This is a genomic window from Cupriavidus sp. HE11 (genome assembly GCF_056097175.1).
On sequence record NZ_CP184464.1, the window covers coordinates 1,269,328 to 1,287,733 of the forward strand.

Below are 18,406 nucleotides of genomic sequence, written 5' to 3' on the forward strand. Positions count from 1 at the left end.
CGTGGCACCTTAATGTAAAATCGCGCCCCATGAATCTGGCACTGTTTGACCTCGACCACACCCTGATCCCGACCGATAGCGACCACGAATGGGGCCGCTTCCTGGTCCGCATGGGCGTCGTCGACGAGGAATCGTATCGTCGCAAGAACGACGAGTTCTACAGCCAATACAAGGCTGGGACGCTCAATATCCAGGAATTCCTGCGCTTTGCGCTGGCCCCGCTGGCGGCCAACCCGCGCGACCGCCTGGATCAATGGCGCGTGCGTTTCATGCACGAGGTCATCGAGCCCGTCATTACGCCGCAGGCAAAGGCCCTGGTGTACAAGCACCTGGAAGCCGGCGACCTGTGCGCGGTAGTCACCGCCACCAACAGCTTTGTCACGGCGCCGATCGCCCAGGCGTTCGGCATCAAGCACCTGATCGCCACCGATCCGGAAACGGTCGACGGCAAGGCCGAAAGCGCCTTCACCGGCGAGGTTTTCGGCGTGCCAAGCTTCCGCGAAGGCAAGATCACTCGCGTGGAAAGCTGGCTCAAGAGCCTGGGCGCCAAGTGGGACGACTTCGGCACCACCACGTTCTATAGCGATTCGGCCAACGACCTGCCGCTGCTCGAAAAGGTCAGCGAGCCGATTGCCGCCAACCCCGACGACCGCCTGCGCAACCACGCCGCGGCAGCTGGCTGGCGCATCATGGACCTGTTCTGACGTGATCAAGAAGCTCATCACCCGGCTGCTAGGCAAACCGGGGCCGAAACAGCGCCGCACGGGCCGCGCCCATACCCCACGCGTGGTTGGCGTGGAAGAACACAAGATCGACCCGGCGCTGATCTCGCGCAACGCGGTCAAGGTCACATCCACGCTGCAGCAGGCCGGCTACCAGGCCTACATCGTGGGCGGCGCCGTGCGCGACCTGCTGCTCGGCATCAAGCCCAAGGATTTCGACGTGGCCACCAATGCCACGCCGGAGCAGGTGCAGGCGCTGTTCCGCCGCTCGCGCATCATTGGCCGCCGCTTCCAGATCGTGCACGTCACGTTCTACGGCGGGCGCGAGCAGGAGATCATCGAGGTCTCGACGTTCCGCGCGCTGGTGGATGCCGTGGCCAGCGAGACGTTGCCCGAAGGCCGCCGCCTGAAGCGCGCCGAGCTTGACAGCAAGACGCATGCGATCGACGCCAGCGGCCGCGTGCTGCGCGACAACGTGTGGGGATCGCAGGCCGAGGACGCGGAGCGCCGCGACTTCACGATCAATGCGATGTACTACGATCCGGCCGCGCAGACCGTGCATGACTACCATCACGGCATGGAAGACATCCGCGCCCGCACGCTGCGCATGATCGGCGACCCGGTCACGCGCTACCGCGAGGATCCGGTCCGCATGCTGCGCGTGGTGCGCTTTGCCGCCAAGACCAGCTTCGGCATCGACGAGGAAACGCGTGCGCCGATCGCCGAACTGGCACCGCTGATCCACAACGTGCCCAGCGCGCGCCTCTTCGACGAGATGCTCAAGCTGCTGATGTCGGGCCACGCTTGGGCATCGCTGCAGGAACTGCGCAAGGCCGGCCTGCACAAGGGCCTGCTGCCGCTGCTGGATGTGGCGATCGAACAGCCGATGGGCCAGCGCTTCGTGCAGCTGGCGCTCGACAACACCGACCGGCGCGTTCAGGCCGGCAAGCCGGTATCGCCGGGTTTCCTGTTTGCGTCGCTGCTGTGGCACCACGTGCTGCAGCGCTGGACCAAGCTGCGCGAAGAAGGCGAGCACCCGATTGCCGCGCTGAACACGGCCATGGACATGGTGCTGGAAAAGCAGACCGGCCAGCTGGCCATCCAGCGCCGTTTTGTCACCGACATGCGCGATATCTGGGGCATGCAGCCGCGCTTTGAAAAGCGCGTGGGCCGCATGCCGTACCGCCTGCTGGAGTCGCCGCGCTTCCGCGCCGGCTACGACTTCCTGCAACTGCGTTGCGAGGCTGGCGAACAGCCGGCCGAGGTGGGCCAGTGGTGGACCGACTTCCAGAATGCCCACCCCGACGAGCGCGAGACGCTGATCGAATCGGCCCGGCCCGCGCGCGGCAAGTCCGGCAAGGGTGCCCGGGGCAGTTCCGGTGACAGCCAGGACGGCGGCCAGGACGGCGGCGCGGAAGGCGCCGAGGACGGCACCGGCCACGACGGCGACGCGCCGGCGCGCAAACGGCGCCGCCGACGCGGTCCGCGGAAATCGGATAAAGTGTCTTCCCGCAGCGAGGCGCAATCGACTGACGGGGCCGATGGAGGTCAGCCCGAGCCGGGACCGCGCCGCCAGCCGGAGGAATAACATGACGCTTGCCTTCATCGGCATCGGCGCCAATCTTGGAGATGCGCGCCAGGCGTTGAAAGACGCCATCGTGTGCCTGGCCCAGCAGGTCGGGATCACGGTTGTTGCGCGGTCGTCGTTCTATCGCACGGCCCCGGTCGACGCCAGCGGCGACGACTACTTCAATGCCGTGATCAAGATCGAGACGACGTTCACGGCGTCGCAACTGCTGCGCATCTGCCACCACATCGAAGACCAGTTCGGCCGCGAGCGGCCGTTCCACAACGCACCACGCACGCTGGACCTGGACCTGCTGCTGTTCGGCGCCGAGTCGATCAACAGCGAGGCCCTGACCGTGCCGCATCCGCGCATCACGGAACGCGCCTTCGTGCTGGTGCCGCTGCTTGAACTGGATGCCACGCTGGAGATCCCCGGCCGCGGCCGCGCGACCGACTTCCTGCCCGGCGTGCAGGCCCAGCGCATCGAGAAGCTTTCCTCATGCAAATGCACGCGCCTGCAGGAAGGCAACACCCCCTCCTGAGCGCGCAGCGCAACTGACGCATGCTCGACCATCTGCGACGCATCGTCATCGAAGGCCCGGTTGGATCGGGCAAATCCGCACTGGCCCAGCGCCTGGCGCAGTACCTGCGGGCCGGCGAATTGCCCGACGGCGCACGCCACAATCCCTTCCTGGAACGTTTCTATCGCGAGCCGCAGCGCTACGCGCTGGCGATGCAGCTAACCTGCCTGAACCAGCGCACCACGCAGTTGCAGCAATGGCAGACGGCGATGCTTGCCGGCCATCGCATGATTACGAATTTCCTCTTTGCGCGTGACCGTCTCTATGCGTCGCTGACGCTGGAGGCCGACGAGCTGGCGCTCTACGACACGCTGGCGGCACGGCTGCAGGTGCCCGCGCAACGCGCGGACCTGGTCATCATGCTGCAGGCCACGCCGTCGCTGCTGCGCGAACGCATTCTGCGGCGCGGCCTGCCTGGCGAAACCGCCATCGACGAGTCGTACCTGCAACGGCTGCACGATGCCTACGGCGAGCTGTTCCACCGCTACGACGACGCCCCGGTGCTGATCGTCGATACCGCCCACTTCAATCCGGTAGACAACGACAGCGATTTCCGTACACTACTGTCGCGCATCGAGAACATGCGGGGCCGCAAGGCCTTCCTGAATCTCGCTGCCCGCTGATCTGCTCCAAAGCCGCTGCAAAGACGCGCCTAAGGCCCCCGGCAGCACAACACGATAACGACAACGGCCGCCGCCGAAGCTTGTTCGTGCGACACACGGCCGCCACTCCTACGGGCACTGCCATGAGTTACCTCCTCGACCCTTCCCGCAAGACCGTCACCGCCCCCAAACTGCAAGCCATGCGTGACGCCGGCGACAAGATCGCCATGCTGACCGCCTACGATTCCAGCTTCGCCGCACTGCTCGACTACTGCGGCGTCGAGATGATCCTGGTTGGCGATTCGCTGGGCAATGTGATGCAAGGCCAGCAGACCACGCTGCCTGTGACGCTTGAGCATATGGCGTATCACACCGAATGCGTGGCGCGCGGTAACCAGACCGCGCTGCTGGTGACGGACCTGCCGTTCGGCACCTATCCCACGCCCGAGAAAGCCTTCGAAAGCGCCGCCACGCTGATGCGCGCCGGCGCGCAGATGGTGAAGCTCGAAGGCGGCGAGTGGCTGGCACCCACCGTGAAATTCCTGGTCGAGCGCAGCATCCCGGTGTGCGCCCATATCGGCCTGACCCCGCAGTCGGTGCACGCGTTTGGCGGCTTCAAGGTGCAGGGCAAGACCGAAGCCGGCGCCGCGCAGCTGAAGCGCGAGGCCCAGGCGCTGGAGCAGGCCGGCGCGCAGGTGATCCTGATGGAAGCCGTGCCCGCCAAGCTGGCTGGCGAGGTGACCGCGATGTTGAAGGTGCCGACGATCGGCATCGGCGCCGGCGTGGACTGCTCGGGCCAGGTGCTGGTACTGCAGGACATGCTGAACATCTACCCGGGCCGCAAGGCCAAGTTCGTCCGCAACTTCATGGACGGCCAGGCCTCGATCGAAGGCGCCGTGCGCGCCTATGTGGCGGCCGTCAAGGACGGCAGCTTCCCGGCGGTGGAACACACGTTCTCGGCTTGATTCGGATCGCTTGCCGGCGTGTTTGACTCCCCTCTCCCATAAATCGGAGAGGGGAGAAACCCCTCAACTTTTGATACGCAGCCGCGCCGGCATCGCTCCCCGCAGCGCATTGGCGATAACGATCGCCTCGGCCCGCAGCACCATCTCGCGCGTCACGGCGGCTTCGGCCACCGGCCCGTCGACCAGCGCATCGCCCTCTTCCAGCACCACGGCACGCATCACGCCGGGCAGGATGTCGGCCGACAGCGGCGGTGTCAGCCACTGCCCATCGACCTTGACGAACACCGAGCTGCGGCCACCTTCGAGCAGTTCGTCGCGCGTGTTGAAGAACAGGCAATCGAATGCGCCCGTGCGTTCCGCTGCCTGCCAGCCCTGATCGAACGTGCTGCGCGCGCTGAGCTTGTGACGGCGCAGCGGATCGGCCACGGGCAATCGCAGTTCCGCCAATTCGATATCGGCCGTCGCGGCGGCCAGCGGCACCAGCGCCCCGCTTGCAAACGCCATGGCACCACGCTTGTCGACGCTCATCCGCAGCCGCCAGTCGCCATCGCCCAGCCGCGCCGCCTCGGCCTGCAATGCCGCGCGTGCCGCAGGCAAGTCGAAAGCGAATCCGAACGTTCTTGAAGATTTGGCGATGCGCGCAAGATGCCGCTCGCGATGCAGCACCACGCCATCGTGCGCATGCATGGTTTCGAACAGTGTGAATCCCGGATCGTGCGCGGTGAGAAAACGCGCCTTCCAACCGCACTCGGCAAATTCGTCGTCCGCCACGCTGTCGTGGACGATGCCGCCGCCCACCCCCATCTCGCCGCGCCGCAGTCCGCCCTGGTCGGCGGAAGCAAGCACCAGCGTGCGGATTGCCACGGACATGCCGAAAGCGCCCAGCCTGGCGCCGGCTTGCGGCGCGTCGAGCCAGCCGATCGACCCCGTGTAGAGACCGCGCGGCGACGATTCCAGCTCGGCAATGATCTGCATGGTGCGGCGCTTGGGCGCGCCTGTGATCGACCCACACGGAAACAGCGCCTGCATCAGTGCGCCGAACGACGTGCCGGGCTGCGCCGTGGCGGTGACGGTCGACGTCATCTGCAGCACGCGGCCAAATGGCTCCACGACAAAGCGATTGGGCACCGTCACGCTGCCGGGCACGGCCAGACGACCGAGGTCGTTGCGCAGCAGGTCGACAATCATCACGTTCTCGGCACGATTCTTCGGATCGGCGGCCAGGACCTTTGCGGATCGTGCATCGACTTCGGCATCGCCGGTGCGCGGCGCGGTGCCTTTCATCGGGCGCGCCACCAGATGGCCATCGCCATCGTGCGCCACGAACAGTTCCGGCGACACCGACAGCACCCAGCCGTCGCCGGGCAATCGCGCCAGCGCGCCGAACGGCACGGGCTGGGCATCGCGCAGGGCGGCGTAAAAGGCCACCGGATCGCCGAAAGCCTGGAAACGCAGCCGCTGCGTGAAGTTGACCTGGTACGTATCGCCCGCTTCGATGTACGCATGGATGCGCGCGATGGCGTCGGTGTACTGCTGGCGTGACAAATTGCCCGCCACGTCGAACACACCGGCCGGGCCAGGCAGCGCCTGCGCGTCCACCCACTGCTTCACCTGTCCGGCATCGAGCAGTGTCAGTGCACGAAACCAGAACAGGCGCAACGCGCCATCATGGAAGGGTAGTGATTCGTCCACCCGCGCGTCCAGATGGACCGGGGCGCCAACCAGGTGGCCGCCGAATTCATATGGCGCGAATAGCGTTACATGCAGGCCGTCGCGCCAGCCTTGCGCCAGCAGCGCGTCGAGTGCGGCGGCATCGGTACCGGACGGCACGGCGTCTTCGCGCACGAAACCGGTGTAGAGGCGCGACGCGGCAACGCCCGGCGCGTGGGCATCGTCGAGCAGGACGAAGGGGTTGGTGGGAGACATCAATCTGGCGAGCGTGGTCAAAAAACGAACCGCTTGCCCTCTCCCCCAGCCCCGCTTCCGCAAGCGGAGAGGGCGGAGACGGCGAGCCGTTCCAGCACCAACGATACATAAAAAAACCGGCCACGTTGCTCACGTAGCCGGTTTCTGTTTCCAGCGGCGCGCAGGCTTAGCTGAAGAAGCTCTTCACCTTGTCCAGCCAGGATTGCTCCTGCGGGCTGTGGCGCGAGCCGCCCTCATGCACCGAGCGATCGAACTGGCGCAGCAGTTCCTTCTGGGCGTCGGTCAGCTTGACCGGCGTTTCCACGTTCACATGCACGTAGAGGTCGCCAGGATAGCCCGAGCGCACGCCCTTGATGCCCTTGCCGCGCAGGCGGAACGTCTTGCCGGCCTGCGTGCCTTCGGGCACCGGGAAACTGGCCTTGCCGCCCAGCGTCGGCACCTCGAGTTCGCCGCCCAGCGCCGCCGTGGCGAACGAGATCGGCATCTGGCAGTGCAGGTCGTCGCCGTCACGCTCGAACACCTCGTGCGCCTTGATATGCACTTCGACGTACAGATCGCCCGGCGGCCCGCCGTTGATGCCCGGCTCGCCATTGCCCGACGAGCGGATGCGCATGCCTTCGTCGATCCCTGCGGGGATCTTCACTTCAAGCGTCTTCTGCGACTTCAGCTTGCCCTGGCCATGGCACTTGGTGCACGGCTTCGGAATGAACTTGCCGCTGCCGTGGCACTTCGGGCAGGTCTGCTGCATCGTGAAGAAGCCTTGCGACACACGCACCTGGCCCACGCCGTTACAGGTCGGGCAGGTTTCCACCGACGACCCCGGCTCGGCGCCGTTGCCGTGGCAGTGATCGCAATCGTCCCAGTGCGGCACGCGGATCTGCGCCTCGTGGCCGTGCGCGGCCTGCTCCAGCGAAATCTCCATGCTGTAGCGCAGGTCGGCACCACGGTAGGCCTGCGGGCCGTTGCCGCGCCGGCCGCCACCACCGGCCGCCTGGCCGAAGATGTCACCGAAGATGTCGCCAAACGCCTCGGCAAAGCCGCCGCCGCCAAACCCGCCGGCGCCGAAGCCGCCCGCCATGTTCGGGTCCACGCCCGCATGGCCGTACTGGTCATAGGCAGCCTTCTTCTCGGGGTCGGAAAGCATCTCGTACGCTTCCTTGACCTCCTTGAATTTTTCCTCGGCTTCCTTGTTGTCCGGATTGCGGTCCGGGTGGTACTTCATCGCGAGCTTGCGATAGACCTTCTTGATCTCGTCTTCGGTCGCGTTCTTGCCTACCCCGAGCACTTCGTAGTAGTCACGTTTTGCCATGGTGGCTCAATACCTGATGGGCCCGGCAGGTGCGAAAACACCCGTCGGGCGATAAGCAAAAAAGCCGAGCGCGGTGTCCGACCGTGGTTTGCACCCTGAGTCAGACCACCGTCGCCCGGCGTCGGGAACGGGCGGCGGCGCCGGCATCACCCGCGCCGCCGCCCCCTTCCCGCTTACTTCTTGTCGTTCACTTCCTTGAACTCGGCGTCCACGACGTTATCGTCCTGGGGCTGGGCCTGCTGCTGGCCGGCACCGGCCGCGCCTGCACCCGCCGCACCGGCTTCGCCGGCCTTGGCCTGCATGTCGGCGTACACCTTCTCGCCCAGCTTCTGGCTGGCTTCGGACAGTGCGTTGACCTTGGCGTCGATCTCGGCCTTGTCGCCGCCGCGTGCGGCGTCTTCCAGTTCCTTGATCGCGGCTTCGATCTTTTCCTTCTCGCCGGCCTCGAGCTTGTCGCCATGCTCGGTCAGGGCCTTGCGGGTCGAGTGGATCAGCGCATCGGCCTGGTTGCGGGCATCAGCCAGCTCGCGGGCCTTCTTGTCTTCCTCGGCGTTGGCCTCGGCGTCCTTGACCATGCGCTGGATCTCGTCTTCCGACAGACCCGAGTTCGCCTTGATCGTGATGCGGTTTTCCTTGCCGGTGGCCTTGTCCTTGGCGCCCACGTGCAGAATGCCGTTGGCGTCGATATCGAACGAGACCTCGATCTGCGGCATGCCGCGCGGCGACGGCGGAATGCCTTCCAGGTTGAACTCGCCCAGCAGCTTGTTGCCGCTGGCCATCTCGCGCTCGCCCTGGAACACCTTGATCGTCACGGCCGGCTGGTTGTCGTCAGCGGTCGAGAACACCTGGGCGTGCTTGGTCGGGATGGTCGTGTTCTTCGAGATCATCTTGGTCATCACGCCACCCAGCGTCTCGATGCCCAGCGACAGCGGCGTCACGTCCAGCAGCAGCACGTCGGTACGGTCACCCGACAGCACCGAACCCTGGATGGCGGCACCCACGGCCACGGCTTCGTCCGGGTTCACGTCCTTGCGGGCTTCCTTGCCGAAGAACTCGCGCACCTGTTCCTGCACCTTGGGCATGCGGGTCATGCCGCCCACCAGGATCACGTCGTCGATGTCGCTGACCTTGACGCCGGCGTCCTTGATCGCGGTACGGCACGGTTCGATCGTGCGGGCGATCAGGTCTTCCACCAGCGCTTCGAGCTTGGCGCGCGTGATCTTCAGGTTCAAGTGCTTCGGACCCGAGGCGTCGGCCGTGATGTACGGCAGGTTGATCTCGGTCTGCTGCGAGCTCGACAGTTCGATCTTGGCCTTTTCGGCAGCTTCCTTCAGGCGCTGCAGGGCCAGCACGTCCTTCGACAGGTCGACGCCCTGTTCCTTCTTGAACTCGCCGATGATGTAGTCGATGATGCGCTGGTCGAAGTCTTCGCCGCCCAGGAACGTGTCGCCGTTGGTCGACAGCACTTCGAACTGCTTCTCGCCGTCCACGTCGGCGATTTCGATGATCGAGATGTCGAACGTGCCGCCACCCAGGTCATACACGGCGATCTTGCGGTCGCCCTTCTCGTTCTTGTCCATGCCGAACGCGAGCGCCGCGGCGGTCGGTTCGTTGATGATGCGCTTGACTTCCAGGCCCGCGATGCGGCCGGCGTCCTTGGTGGCCTGGCGCTGCGAGTCGTTGAAGTACGCCGGCACCGTGATCACGGCTTCGGTCACGGGCTCGCCCAGGTAGTCCTCGGCGGTCTTCTTCATCTTGCGCAGCACTTCGGCCGACACCTGCGGCGGGGCCAGCTTCTGGTCGCGCACGCCAACCCAGGCGTCGCCGTTGTCGGCCTTGACGATCGAGTACGGCATCAGGCCGATGTCCTTCTGGACTTCCTTCTCCTCGAACTTGCGGCCGATCAGGCGCTTCACGGCATACAGCGTGTTGCGCGGGTTGGTCACGGCCTGGCGCTTGGCCGGGGCGCCGACCAGGATCTCGCCGTCTTCCATGTAGGCGATGATCGACGGCGTGGTGCGCGTGCCTTCCGAGTTTTCGATGACTTTTGGCGTGTTGCCTTCCAGAACCGACACGCAGCTGTTGGTGGTACCCAGGTCGATACCGATGATCTTACCCATAGTGTTCTCTCCTAATGCCCTGTCTCTCAGTCAGGGACTGCAATCTCGACTGAGAGCGAAATGTGGCCGTCCCGGGCCATTTCAAGGGTGTAATCTGCAATTCCGAGTAATTTTCTCGGTTTATCCGGCCAGGTCGCCCGGCCGCCTAAAAGTAATTAATTAGTCACAAATCAGGACTTCCGTTCGCGCTGCCACAGCACGTCCGTGCCGCCGCCCACCCGGTTCAGCACGCGGGCCAGCACGAACAGCAGGTCCGACAGCCGGTTCAGGTACTGGCGCGGCGCCTCGTTGAGCGCTTCGGCGGCGCCCAGTTCCACCAGCGAGCGCTCGGCGCGCCGGCACACGGTGCGGCAGACGTGGGCGTGGGCTGCGGTACGGCTGCCGCCCGGCAGGATGAACTCGGCCAGGCGCGGCAGGCTGGCGTTGTAGTGCTCCAGCCACGTGTCGAGTTGCGCCACCTGGGGTTCCTTGAGCAGCGTGTACCCCGGGATCGACAGCTCGCCGCCCAGGTCGAACAGGTCGTGCTGGATATGGAGCAGCGCATCGCGCACGTCGGCCGGCAGGTCCGGTTCGGTCAGCAGCAGGCCAATCTGGGAATTCAGCTCGTCGACATCGCCAATCGCGGCGATGCGCAGGCTGTTCTTGCCCACGCGGCTGCCATCGCCGAGGCCGGTGGTGCCGGCATCGCCGGTGCGCGTGGCAATCTTGGACAGGCGGTTGCCCATGCCGGTCTCCTTGTTTTCTGGGGTTGGTACCTCGAAGTGGCGCAATTATGGCCTGCTTCCGGCCCCGGATGGCCGTTTATCGGCCGGCCGGCCGCCAATGCCCGCCCATCAGGTGGCGCGCACGGCGTAGGCGAGTCGTAGAATAGCGGCATTCCACTGCATACAGAGCCATACGGCCCGCCCGGAGACCCGCATGAACCACCCCACACCTGCCGCCGCCCTGGCGCGCCGTCCGTTCCCGTCTGCGCTGGCCGATGCCCTGACCTCCCGCTTCGGCGACCGGTTTACCACCTCGAACGGCGTGCGCGAGCACCATGGCCGCGATGAATCGCCATTTCCGGCCGCCCTGCCCGATGCCGTGGTCTTTGCCCACAGCACCGAGGAAGTGGCCGAGGTCGCCAAACTGTGCAACGCCCATGGCGTGCCGCTGATTCCCTACGGCGCGGGTTCTTCGCTGGAAGGCCATTTGCTGGCTGTCGCCGGCGGGGTCAGCCTTGATCTGTCGCAAATGAACCGCGTGCTGGCCGTCCACCCCGAGGACCTGACCGTCACCGTGCAGCCCGGCGTCACACGCAAGCAGCTGAACCAGGAAATCAAGGACACGGGCCTGTTTTTCCCGATCGATCCGGGCGCGGACGCATCGCTGGGCGGCATGTGCGCCACGCGGGCGTCGGGTACCAACGCCGTGCGCTACGGCACCATGCGCGAGAACGTGCTGGCCTTGACCGTGGTCACGGCGGATGGCCGGGTGATCCGCACCGGCACCAATGCGCGCAAGTCGTCGGCCGGCTATGACCTGACCCGCCTGTTCATCGGCAGCGAAGGCACGCTGGGCATCATCACCGAAGTCACGGTGCGCCTGTACCCGCAGCCCGAGGCCATCTCGGCTGCCGTGTGCGCGTTCCCGAGCATGGGTGACGCGGTGCGCGCGACCATCCAGACCATCCAGCTGGGCGTGCCCGTGGCGCGCGTGGAATTTGTCGATGCGCTGGCTATCCGCGCGATCAACCGCCACGACAACCTGACGCTGCCCGAAACCCCGCACCTGTTCTTCGAGTTCCACGGCACCGAGGCCGGCGTGCGCGAGCAGGCCGAAACCGTGCAGGAAATCGTGGCCGAGCACGGCGGCCAGGGCTTCGAATGGGCCACGCGCCCCGAAGACCGCACGCGGCTCTGGAATGCGCGCCACACGGCTTACTTTGCAATGCTGCAGCTGAAGCCCGGCTGCCGCGCGGTGACCACCGATGTCTGCGTGCCGATCTCGCGCCTGGCCGATTGCGTGACCGAGACCGAGCGCGACCTGAACGCGTCGTCGCTGCCCTGCCCGATCGTGGGCCACGTCGGCGACGGCAATTTCCACGTGGCGATCCTGGTCGATACCAGCAAGCCCGAGGAAATGGCCGAGGCCGAGGACATCAACCGCCGGATCGTGGAGCGGGCGCTGTCGATGGGCGGCACCTGCACCGGCGAGCACGGCGTGGGACTGCACAAGATCGGCTTCCTGGTGCAGGAGCATGGCGAGGATGCGCTGGACCTGATGCGCGCCATCAAGGATGCGCTGGACCCGAACCATATCCTGAACCCGGGCAAGATCTTCAGCGCCACGCGCTGAGCCGGCGCGGCCATGGCTTCGGTCTTCCAACGCGTTCCGCCGCTGCACCTGCTGATCGCCTTCGAGTCGGCGGCGCGCCTGGGCAGCTTTGCCCGCGCGGCCGAGGAACTCTCGGTCACGCCCAGCGCGGTCTCGCATCGCATCAAGAACCTGGAGGAGCTCTGGGGCGAGGATCTGTTCGTGCGTTCGAACGCCGCGCTGCGGCTCACGGCAGCCGGCACGCGCTACCAGCGCAACGTGCAGGATGCGCTGAAATCGCTCAACGAACTGGCGCGCCCCGAGTACAACAAGCTGCGCACGCGCCTGCGCGTGGCCATTCCGCCCACCTTCGGCCGCCAGCACCTGGTGCCGCGCCTGCCCGAGTTCAGCGCGCTGTATCCGCATATCGACCTGGAGCTGCACCTGGCCGTGCCGTTCCTGGACGTGAAGGCCGAGGACACCGATATCGAGATCCGCTACGGCACGGGCCGCTACCCTGACCTCAGGACCACCAAGCTGCTGGTGGAGCCCGTGTTCCCGGCGTGCGGCCGCGAATACTACGAGCGCGTGAACGGCTTCGCGATCACGAAACCCGAGGACCTGCACAACCTGACGCTGCTGCGCAGTCCGCTGGAGCCGTGGCGCCCGTGGTTCGAAACGGCCGGGCTGGACTGGCCGGAGCCGCAGACCGGCGCCCAGTTCAACGACATCGGCCTGATGCTGGAGGCCATCGCGTCGAACCAGGGCGTGGGCCTGGTGCGCCAGCGCATGGCGCGCCAGTGGCTGGCAGCCGGCCAGATGGTGAAGCTGCTGGACGTGGAATCGATCTCGCCGCACGGCTACTACATCGTCGAGCGCGAACAGGCGCCGCTGATGCCCGAGGCGCGCTACTTCATCGACTGGCTGCTCGGGCTGGACTGGTAGCGCCGCAGCCACTACGCTGGAAGCGTCCCTGCCCGACGACGGTTGCGCCGGCAAGCCGCCTCCGGTGCCCTGCCGGCATGAACCATTTTGATCGGGTCGGCATGCGGAATTCACGTGCCCGGGCACCCGCCTGGCGAGGTGCCTGCGCTATAGTCTGCCGTCCCGGCCGCGTGCCTGCGAAGCAGCGTGCGGCGCCCGGTCCGTCACAGGAGTTGCTGCCATGAACGCCCCGCAAGACGCCCATACCGTGGCGGATGTATCCGCAGAGACCCGCCGCGCCACGCTGCTGGCCCGGCTGGCGGACATCCTGCCCGACGCCGCCGTGCTGTGGCGCGCCGAAGACACCGTTCCCTACGAGTGCGACGGCCTGGCCGCCTATCGGCAGGTGCCCGACGCGGTGGTACTGCCCGACACCGAGGACCAGGTCTGCGCCGTGCTGCGCCTGTGCCATGAACTGGGCGTGCCCGTGGTACCGCGCGGATCGGGCACCAGCCTGTCTGGCGGCGCCATGCCCATTGCGGGCGGCCTGGTGCTGTCGCTGGCCAAGTTCAAGCGCATCCTGTCGGTCGATCCGTATTCGCGTACGGCCGTGGTCCAGCCCGGCGTGCGCAACCTTGCCATTTCCGAAGCGGCGGCGCCGCACAATCTCTATTACGCACCCGACCCGTCATCGCAGATCGCCTGCTCGATCGGCGGCAACGTGGCCGAGAACTCGGGCGGCGTGCATTGCCTGAAGTACGGCCTGACCGTGCACAACGTGCTGCGTGTGCGCGCCGTGACGATGGAGGGCGACGTCGTGGTGTTCGGCTCCGAGGCGCCCGATTCGCCGGGCCTGGACCTGCTGGCGACGATCATCGGCTCCGAAGGCATGCTGGCCGTGGTCACCGAGGTCACCGTGCGGCTGATTCCCAAGCCGCAGCTGGCACAGGTCATCATGGCCAGCTTCGACGACGTGGAGAAAGGCGGCAATGCCGTGGCCGACGTGATCGCCGCCGGCATCATCCCGGCCGGGCTGGAAATGATGGATCGCCCCGCCACGGCCGCCGTGGAGGAATTCGTCAAGGCCGGCTACGACCTCGATGCAGCGGCCATCCTGCTGTGCGAGTCCGACGGCACGCCCGAGGAAGTGGCCGAGGAAATCGGCCGCATGAGCGAGGTGCTGCGCGCATCGGGCGCCACGCGCATCACGGTGTCGCAGAACGAGGCCGAGCGCCTGCGCTTCTGGAGCGGCCGCAAGAACGCCTTCCCCGCAGCCGGCCGCATCTCGCCGGACTATTACTGCATGGATGGCACCATCCCGCGCAAGCACATCGGCACGCTGCTCAAGCGCATCGAACAGATGGAGCAGAAATACGGCTTGCGGTGCATCAACGTGTTCCATGCCGGCGATGGCAACATGCACCCGCTGATCCTGTTCGATGGCGGCGACGTCGATGAATGGCACCGCGCCGAGCTGTTCGGGTCCGACATCCTGGAGACTTGCGTCGAACTGGGTGGCACCGTGACCGGCGAGCACGGCGTGGGCGTCGAAAAGCTCAATTCGATGTGCGTGCAGTTCTCGCGCGAGGAGTGCGAGGCGTTCTTCGGCGTGAAGGCGGCGTTCGATCCGGCGCGGCTGCTCAACCCGGATAAAGCCATCCCCACGCTGGCGCGCTGCGCCGAATACGGCAAGATGCACGTCAGGCGCGGCCTGCTGCCGCATCCCGACATCCCGCGATTCTGATCGACGCGCGGGGCCCGGCGGGGATGGCGGCGCGCCGCCTTTTTTGCTCACCCGCTTACCCGTTTCGTCAGATATGCCACAACGCCACACCAACGCCATGATCCGCCAGCGCCTGGGCCAGCCCGAATCGGGCTGGCGCCAGCACTGGTACACGATCATCTTCGAAGCCGACACGCGCCTGGGGCGGCTGTTCGACGTCGTGCTGCTGATCGCCATCGTCGCCAGCGTCGGCGTGGTGATGCTGGACAGCGTGCCGTCGGTGCACGCGCGGCTGGGCGCGGCGTTCACGGCGCTGGAATGGATGTTCACCCTGCTGTTCACGGCCGAGTACATCATGCGGCTGTGCGTGGTGAAGCGGCCGCTGCGCTACGCGCTGAGCTTCTACGGCATCATCGACTTCATCTCGATCATGCCCACCTGGGCGTCGTTCTTCGTGCCCGAACTGGCGTTCCTGATCGATGTACGGCTGCTGCGCCTGCTGCGGGTGTTCCGGATCCTCAAGCTCACCGTGTACTTCGAGGAGGCCGAGATCCTGGCGCGCGCGCTGGCCAACAGCCGGCGCAAGATCTTCGTGTTCCTGGCGACCGTGTTCATCATCACGGTGATCCTGGGCACCGTGATGTACGTGGTGGAAGGCCCCGAGCACGGCTTTACCAGCATCCCGCTCAGCATGTACTGGGCCATCGTCACGCTGACTACCACGGGCTTTGGCGACATGGTGCCGAAAACGCCGATCGGGCAGTTCATCACGTCGCTGACGATCCTGCTGGGCTACGGGATCATCGCCTTCCCGACCGGCATCGTCGGCGCCGAACTGGCCGCCAGCATCATCAAGCGGCCGCTGACCACGCGCTCGTGCGAGCACTGCCTGACCGAAGGACACGAGCCGTCCGCAAAATACTGCCAGCACTGCGGCAGTGCGCTGCCCGAGTACCGCAGCGAGCCCGGCCTGGAGGGCCGGCTCGAAGGCGCCGTGGAGAACCGGCCGCCGCCAAAGCCGTCACGCAACTGATTCGCCCCGGCCGCGCCGCCGACCGACCAACCCCAATAACCATACGTCCTCATGCAAGCCACCCTCGACGCCACACTCGCGACCTTCCGCGACGCGATTCGCCAGGCCGGTGACAGCCGCACCCCGCTGCGGCTGCGCGGCGGCGGCAGCAAGGATTTCTATGGTCAGGCGCTGGTCGGCAACGTGCTCGACACGCGCGCGTATCGCGGCATCGTCGACTACGACCCGGCCGAGCTGGTGATTACCGCACGCTGCGGCACACCGCTGGCCGAGATCGAGGACGTGCTGGCCGAACACCGCCAGATGCTTGCCTTCGAGGCACCCCACTTCGCCACGCGCGGCCAGGCCAGCACCGCCACGCTTGGGGGTGCTTTCGCGGCGGGGCTGTCGGGACCGCGCCGCCAGTCGGTGGGCGCCCTGCGCGATTTCGTGCTTGGCGCGCAACTGATGGACGGCAAGGGCGAGATCCTGAACTTCGGCGGGCAGGTCATGAAGAATGTGGCCGGCTACGATGTGTCGCGCCTGCTGGCCGGCTCGCTGGGCACGCTGGGCCTGGTCACCGAGATATCGCTGAAGGTGCTGCCGGTGCCGTTCGACGACGCCACGCTGCGCTTTGCGCTGTCCCAGGCCGACGCCATCGACCAGCTCAACAAGTGGGGCGGCAAGCCGCTGCCGATCGCCGCATCGGCCTGGCACGACGGCGTGCTGTGTGTGCGCCTGAGCGGTGCCACCGCCGCCGTTTGCGCGGCGCGCGACAGCCTGGGCGGCGAGGTGGTCGACGCCAGCCACGCCGGGCAGCTGTGGACCGCGCTGCGCGAGCAGACCTATCCGTTCTTCACCCCGGCGCGCGACGCCGGCCGCGCGCTGTGGCGCATTGCCGTACCGCCGGTGACCAGGCCGCTGGACCTGCCCGGCGAACAGCTCGTGGAATGGGGCGGCGGCCAGCGCTGGTGGCTGGCACAGGATGACAGCACGGCGTCGGCCGACCATGTCCGCGCCATCGCCCAGGCCGCGGGTGGTCATGCCACGCTGTTCCGCAATGGCGACAAGGCCGTGGGTGTGTTCACGCCGCTCTCGACGCCGCTGGCCGCGATCCACCAGCGGCTGAAGGCCAGCTTCGATCCGGCCGGCATCTTCAATCCGCAGCGCATGTACAGCGGGCTCTGAGCCACCGTCCGCACACGGTCCCCAACGAAAACGATCCCCACCATGCAAACCACACTGGCCGAATTCCTGCGCAACACGCCCGAAGGCGAAGAGGCGAAATCGATCGTCGGCAAATGCGTGCACTGCGGCTTCTGTACCGCCACCTGCCCCACCTACCAGCTGCTGGGCGACGAGCTGGACGGCCCGCGCGGCCGCATCTACCTGATGAAGCAGGTGCTGGAAGGCAGCGCGGTGACCGAAAGCACGCGCCTGCACCTGGACCGCTGCCTGACCTGCCGCAACTGCGAATCGACCTGTCCGTCGGGGGTTACGTACGGGCGCCTGGTCGACATCGGCCGGCAGATCGTCGATGACCGGCTGGGCGAACAGGGGATACAGCGGCCCGCGAAGCAGCGCATTGCGCGCTGGATGCTGCGCGAGGGCCTGACGCGCCCCGGGCTGTTCGGCCCGGCGCTCAAGCTGGGCCAGATCGTGCGCCCGCTGCTGCCGCAGACGCTGCGCAACAAGGTGCCGGCCCATCCGACCCCGCCGGGCACCTGGCCGCGCAACGAACATCCGCGCAAGATGTTGTTGCTCGACGGCTGTGTGCAGCCGGCAATGTCGCCCAACATCAATGCCGCAACGGCACGCGTGTTCGACAAACTTGGTGTGCAACTGGTGTTGGCGCGCGAGGCCGGATGTTGTGGCGCCATCCGCTTCCACACGGGCGACCATGCCGGCGGGCTCGACAATATGCGCGCCAATATCGACGCCTGGTGGCCGCATATCCAGGCCGGCGCCGAGGCCATCGTCATGACGGCGTCGGGCTGCGGCGCGATGGTCAAGGATTACGGCCACTTGCTGCGCAACGATCCGAAGTACGCCGAACGCGCCGCACGCGTGTCGGCGCTGACGCGCGACCTGTCGGAACTGCTGCCCGATTTTGCCGACGACCTGCACCGCCTGGCCGGCGCGGTACCGCGCGACGGCCGCCGCGTGGCATGGCATCCGCCCTGCACGCTGCAGCACGGCCAGCAGATCCGCGGCAAGGTGGAGGCCCTGCTGACGCGCCTGGGCGTGGACGTGCGGCTCTGCGCCGACAGCCACCTGTGCTGCGGCTCGGCAGGCACGTATTCGGTGTTGCAGCCGGAACTGTCATACAAGCTGCGCGACGACAAGCTGAACAAGCTGCAGGCCACGTCGCCCGATGCCATCGCCACGGCCAATATCGGATGCATCACGCACCTGCAAAGCGGCACCGAGACGCCGGTGATCCACTGGGTGGAACTGGTGGACCGGATGCTGGCACCGACGGTGGCGGTGCAGGCCGCCTAGTGTCGTTGTCTCCCCTATCCCGCTCGGCGGGACAGGGGTTCGGGGAGTGGGCAAGCGTTTCCACCACAACAAACGTGTTCGTGCCGCAACGGCCCGCCGTCTCCCCCGCCCCTCTCCCAAAAGTGGGAGAGGGGCGCCAACCCGAGAATACGGGTACCG

At 66.6% G+C, this 18,406-nt stretch carries 15 protein-coding genes; 11 read left to right on the plus strand and 4 right to left on the minus strand.

What is annotated here, in order from left to right:
• Nucleotides 1-29: 29 nt before the first annotated feature.
• The 5 genes from ACOABP_RS05910 to panB all read left to right on the plus strand — a co-directional run bounded on the left by ACOABP_RS05910 (nt 30) and on the right by panB (nt 4,436).
• Nucleotides 30-704 carry a histidinol-phosphatase gene (locus ACOABP_RS05910; protein WP_474227366.1) on the plus strand — a complete coding sequence of 225 codons (675 nt, stop codon included), beginning with the start codon at nt 30-32 and terminating at the stop codon, nt 702-704.
• A 1-nt stretch (nt 705) separates the two neighbouring features.
• Nucleotides 706-2,310: a polynucleotide adenylyltransferase PcnB gene (pcnB, locus tag ACOABP_RS05915; protein ID WP_474227367.1), complete on the plus strand. Its 1,605-nt coding sequence runs from the start codon at nt 706-708 to the stop codon at nt 2,308-2,310.
• Nucleotide 2,311: 1 nt separating this feature from the next.
• The gene (gene folK / locus ACOABP_RS05920; protein WP_474227368.1) at nt 2,312-2,830 is read left to right on the plus strand and encodes a 2-amino-4-hydroxy-6-hydroxymethyldihydropteridine diphosphokinase; all 519 of its coding nucleotides are present in this window, start codon (nt 2,312-2,314) and stop codon (nt 2,828-2,830) included.
• 20 nt (nt 2,831-2,850) lie between these two features.
• Nucleotides 2,851-3,492 carry a deoxynucleoside kinase gene (locus ACOABP_RS05925; protein WP_474227369.1) on the plus strand — a complete coding sequence of 214 codons (642 nt, stop codon included), beginning with the start codon at nt 2,851-2,853 and terminating at the stop codon, nt 3,490-3,492.
• A gap of 122 nt (nt 3,493-3,614) precedes the next feature.
• A complete protein-coding gene (panB, locus tag ACOABP_RS05930; RefSeq protein ID WP_474227370.1) occupies nt 3,615-4,436 on the plus strand; it encodes a 3-methyl-2-oxobutanoate hydroxymethyltransferase in 822 nt (273 codons plus the stop codon).
• A 63-nt stretch (nt 4,437-4,499) separates the two neighbouring features.
• Here panB and ACOABP_RS05935 read toward each other — a convergent pair whose 3' ends face one another.
• The 4 genes from ACOABP_RS05935 to ACOABP_RS05950 form a co-directional block, all read right to left on the minus strand.
• Entirely contained in the window at nt 4,500-6,362 is a 1,863-nt protein-coding gene (locus ACOABP_RS05935) for a chorismate-binding protein (protein ID WP_474227371.1), read from the minus strand.
• Between the two features lie 166 nt (nt 6,363-6,528).
• Nucleotides 6,529-7,671 carry a molecular chaperone DnaJ gene (gene dnaJ, locus ACOABP_RS05940; protein WP_066732149.1) on the minus strand — a complete coding sequence of 381 codons (1,143 nt, stop codon included), beginning with the start codon at nt 7,669-7,671 and terminating at the stop codon, nt 6,529-6,531.
• Between the two features lie 173 nt (nt 7,672-7,844).
• Nucleotides 7,845-9,791 (minus strand): molecular chaperone DnaK, encoded by a 1,947-nt coding sequence (gene dnaK, locus ACOABP_RS05945; RefSeq protein ID WP_474227372.1) that lies wholly within the window; start codon nt 9,789-9,791, stop codon nt 7,845-7,847.
• Nucleotides 9,792-9,961: 170 nt separating this feature from the next.
• The gene (locus ACOABP_RS05950) at nt 9,962-10,516 is read right to left on the minus strand and encodes a cob(I)yrinic acid a,c-diamide adenosyltransferase (RefSeq protein ID WP_474227373.1); all 555 of its coding nucleotides are present in this window, start codon (nt 10,514-10,516) and stop codon (nt 9,962-9,964) included.
• Nucleotides 10,517-10,709: 193 nt separating this feature from the next.
• Between ACOABP_RS05950 and ACOABP_RS05955 the strand changes: the two genes are divergently transcribed.
• The 6 genes from ACOABP_RS05955 (at nt 10,710) to glcF (ending at nt 18,247) form a co-directional block, all read left to right on the plus strand.
• Entirely contained in the window at nt 10,710-12,128 is a 1,419-nt protein-coding gene (locus tag ACOABP_RS05955; RefSeq protein WP_066732153.1) for an FAD-binding oxidoreductase, read from the plus strand.
• A 12-nt stretch (nt 12,129-12,140) separates the two neighbouring features.
• Entirely contained in the window at nt 12,141-13,031 is an 891-nt protein-coding gene (locus tag ACOABP_RS05960) for a LysR substrate-binding domain-containing protein (RefSeq protein WP_066732155.1), read from the plus strand.
• A gap of 220 nt (nt 13,032-13,251) precedes the next feature.
• Nucleotides 13,252-14,754, plus strand: a complete 1,503-nt coding sequence (locus tag ACOABP_RS05965; protein WP_474227374.1) for an FAD-linked oxidase C-terminal domain-containing protein — start codon at nt 13,252-13,254, stop codon at nt 14,752-14,754.
• Nucleotides 14,755-14,827: 73 nt separating this feature from the next.
• Nucleotides 14,828-15,766, plus strand: coding sequence for an ion transporter (locus ACOABP_RS05970; RefSeq protein ID WP_474227375.1), 939 nt, complete (start codon nt 14,828-14,830; stop codon nt 15,764-15,766).
• Nucleotides 15,767-15,817: 51 nt separating this feature from the next.
• A complete protein-coding gene (gene glcE / locus ACOABP_RS05975) occupies nt 15,818-16,933 on the plus strand; it encodes a glycolate oxidase subunit GlcE (protein WP_474227376.1) in 1,116 nt (371 codons plus the stop codon).
• Between the two features lie 42 nt (nt 16,934-16,975).
• Complete coding sequence (gene glcF, locus ACOABP_RS05980; RefSeq protein WP_474227377.1) at nt 16,976-18,247, plus strand: glycolate oxidase subunit GlcF; 1,272 nt, start codon at nt 16,976-16,978, stop codon at nt 18,245-18,247.
• Nucleotides 18,248-18,406: the final 159 nt, after the last annotated feature.

Bases quoted from the DNA above. Each gene is read 5' to 3' on its own strand.
- panB (WP_474227370.1), top strand. From the start codon at position 3,615: ATGAGTTACCTCCTCGACCCTTCCCGCAAGACCGTCACCGCCCCCAAA.
- ACOABP_RS05950 (WP_474227373.1), bottom strand. From the start codon at position 10,516: ATGGGCAACCGCCTGTCCAAGATTGCCACGCGCACCGGCGATGCCGGC.
- glcE (WP_474227376.1), top strand. From the start codon at position 15,818: ATGCAAGCCACCCTCGACGCCACACTCGCGACCTTCCGCGACGCGATT.
- folK (WP_474227368.1), top strand. From the start codon at position 2,312: ATGACGCTTGCCTTCATCGGCATCGGCGCCAATCTTGGAGATGCGCGC.
- ACOABP_RS05970 (WP_474227375.1), top strand. From the start codon at position 14,828: ATGCCACAACGCCACACCAACGCCATGATCCGCCAGCGCCTGGGCCAG.
- ACOABP_RS05935 (WP_474227371.1), bottom strand. From the start codon at position 6,362: ATGTCTCCCACCAACCCCTTCGTCCTGCTCGACGATGCCCACGCGCCG.
- ACOABP_RS05910 (WP_474227366.1), top strand. From the start codon at position 30: ATGAATCTGGCACTGTTTGACCTCGACCACACCCTGATCCCGACCGAT.
- ACOABP_RS05960 (WP_066732155.1), top strand. From the start codon at position 12,141: ATGGCTTCGGTCTTCCAACGCGTTCCGCCGCTGCACCTGCTGATCGCC.
- ACOABP_RS05965 (WP_474227374.1), top strand. From the start codon at position 13,252: ATGAACGCCCCGCAAGACGCCCATACCGTGGCGGATGTATCCGCAGAG.
- dnaK (WP_474227372.1), bottom strand. From the start codon at position 9,791: ATGGGTAAGATCATCGGTATCGACCTGGGTACCACCAACAGCTGCGTG.
- ACOABP_RS05955 (WP_066732153.1), top strand. From the start codon at position 10,710: ATGAACCACCCCACACCTGCCGCCGCCCTGGCGCGCCGTCCGTTCCCG.
- dnaJ (WP_066732149.1), bottom strand. From the start codon at position 7,671: ATGGCAAAACGTGACTACTACGAAGTGCTCGGGGTAGGCAAGAACGCG.
- glcF (WP_474227377.1), top strand. From the start codon at position 16,976: ATGCAAACCACACTGGCCGAATTCCTGCGCAACACGCCCGAAGGCGAA.
- ACOABP_RS05925 (WP_474227369.1), top strand. From the start codon at position 2,851: ATGCTCGACCATCTGCGACGCATCGTCATCGAAGGCCCGGTTGGATCG.